The sequence below is a fragment of the Thalassospira sp. UBA1131 genome (assembly GCF_002311515.1).
In the GTDB taxonomy this organism is placed as follows: Bacteria; Pseudomonadota; Alphaproteobacteria; order Rhodospirillales; family Thalassospiraceae; genus Thalassospira.
In genome coordinates, this window is the sequence record NZ_DCAO01000129.1 from 1 (window position 1) to 2,244 (window position 2,244).

Consider the following 2,244-nt stretch of genomic DNA (forward strand, 5'->3'; position numbering starts at 1 on the left):
ATTGATGGACCGCAACCTGTACGAGCGATCTTGCGATGTGCGCTGGTGGGCAACCGACGCAGCCGTTGTCGATGTTTGTGAAAATCTGCAAGACCCGACGTTTGCATTGCGTGCATCGGAACGGCTCGGTGTGATCCTTGATTCCTATACTGTATATCTTGATCTTTGGGTGGCTGATCGGAACGGCAACGTTATTGCCAACGGACGGCCGGACTCCTATCGCGTGATGGGGCAAAATGTTTCTGATCAGGGCTGGTTTCAGGAGGCGTTGCGCTGTCGCGATGGCGGACATTATGCCGTCGCGGATGTGGCAGCCAATTCACTATTAAACAACGCCGCATCCCCGACTTATGCGACCGCCGTGCGCAGGGGTGGTGCCGCTGATGGCGATGTGATTGGTGTTTTAGGGGTTTTCTTTGACTGGGAAAGCCAGGCGCCGATGATCGTCAAATCGCTGAACTTCAATGCCGAAGAACGTGAACGTACCCGGGTGATGTTGATCGACGCAAAAAATCGGGTTCTTGCTGCTTCCGATGACCGCGGCGTGCTCAGCGAAACATTTAATCTGCGTGTCGATGATCCTGCCCGCGGGGCCTATCTGCTTGAAGACGGATCCCTTGTCGCCTACGCCTTGACGCCGGGTTACGAAACCTATCAAGGGCTCGGCTGGCGTGGGGTTATCGTTCAAACACCAAGAGCGGAAAATGCCGCCGCCTGAACGTCGACGTCCAGGAAAACGGCGATATCGATCTGCTAAACGAAGACGGGCACCTTATGTTGGTGTCCGTCTTCTTTTGTTTTGTGCTCAGGTGTTTGCGCTTGCCCCTTGTTGTGAAAAGAGATAACGATACTGTCACTTTGTTGATAAAATGTCATCGTATCTACCTTGAAGGATGAAAGCTGTTGGAACTGATCCTTGCCAAAATTGCCGTGTCTATCGGAACGGTGCTGGGGCTTTCGATGCTTGCAGAACGGGCAGGGCCGCGTGTCGCCGGTGTGTTGTCAGGTTACCCGCTGGGAACAGCCATCCTTTTGTATTTCATTGCAATCGAGCAGGGTGTTGCCTTCGCAAGTGAAAGCGCGGTGTACGCCTTGCCCGGCCTGATTGCGACCTTAACCTTCCTCTATGCCTATTTCATTGTGTCGCGCCAATGCGTGCGCCTGCCTGTCTTTCCACAGATTCTGCTCAGCTCGCTCGGGGCGTTTGTCACTTATCTGTCTGTCTCATGGCTGTTTCAGCTCGCACCGATGAGCTTGACGCAGGCGGCGGTGATTTTGCTGGTTGCGATCGTTGTCGCACTCATCCTGTTCCGCAAGATCGAGAATGTGCGTATTCTCAATCGGGTTCGCCTGACCAAGCGGGTTGTTTTGCTTCGCGCTTCATTGGCGGCAATCATCGTTCTGGTCATCAGCGGCATGGCGGCATGGATTGGTCCGCGCTGGGCAGGATTGTTGTCCGGTTTCCCTGTAACACTCTATCCCATGATGCTGATCCTTCATTTCACCTATGGGGCAGAACCGGTGCATACGGTTATTCGAAACTTTCCGAGGGGAATGGGGGCATTATGGGTTTATATCCTTGCCGTGACCCTTGGTTACCCTGTTCTTGGTCTTGGCTTGGGCACGCTTTGCGCCTTTGGTGCTGCTACGGTCTATCTCATCGGGTACACCACTTTCGTCTGGGTCCGCCAAAAGTCCGTGCAAGCAGTGCAATGATCTCCTAACATTCAGAGAACACGACAATGATGGTCGGTCAAATCGACCGCGCACAGGGAGTAGTCGCTGAATGCAGCAAGTCCAGTCACTGGTACGGGCGTTAAGTATCCTCAACGCGCTTGCCGAAAGCGAGGACGGGATGACCCTGACCGAAATTTCCCATCAGGTGAAATTGCCGCCCTCGACAGCACACCGGTTGCTGACCACCATGCAGCACGAACGCTATGTATCGTTCGAGGGGGAGCGAACACTCTGGTTCGTCGGGGTTCAGGCTTTCAGCGTCGGCAATTCATTTACCAAGAATCGTAACCTCAGCCAGATCGCGCGCCCCTATATGCGCGCACTCATGGAAGACAGCGGTGAAACGGTCAATCTTGCTGTCGCAGACGGTGGGGAGGTCATCTTCCTGTCGCAGGTCGAATGCCGCAAAATGATGCGTGCGCTCGTCACACCCGGTCGTCGGGCCTTGATGCACTGCTCGGGCGTTGGCAAGGCCTTGCTTGCCTTTTTGCCGGAAGAAGAACTGCA

General features: G+C 54.5%; 3 protein-coding genes. All 3 read left to right on the forward strand.

The window, feature by feature from the left end:
• A partial coding sequence (locus B3Z49_RS21045; RefSeq protein WP_296994579.1) for a cache domain-containing protein occupies positions 1-718 on the forward strand: 718 nt, incomplete at its 5' end.
• Positions 719-903: 185 nt separating this feature from the next.
• Positions 904-1,716 carry a hypothetical protein gene (locus B3Z49_RS21050; protein ID WP_296994582.1) on the forward strand — a complete coding sequence of 271 codons (813 nt, stop codon included), beginning with the start codon at positions 904-906 and terminating at the stop codon, positions 1,714-1,716.
• Positions 1,717-1,786: 70 nt separating this feature from the next.
• Positions 1,787-2,244 (forward strand): IclR family transcriptional regulator (locus B3Z49_RS21055; RefSeq protein ID WP_296994585.1); only part of this gene is annotated, 458 nt, incomplete at its 3' end.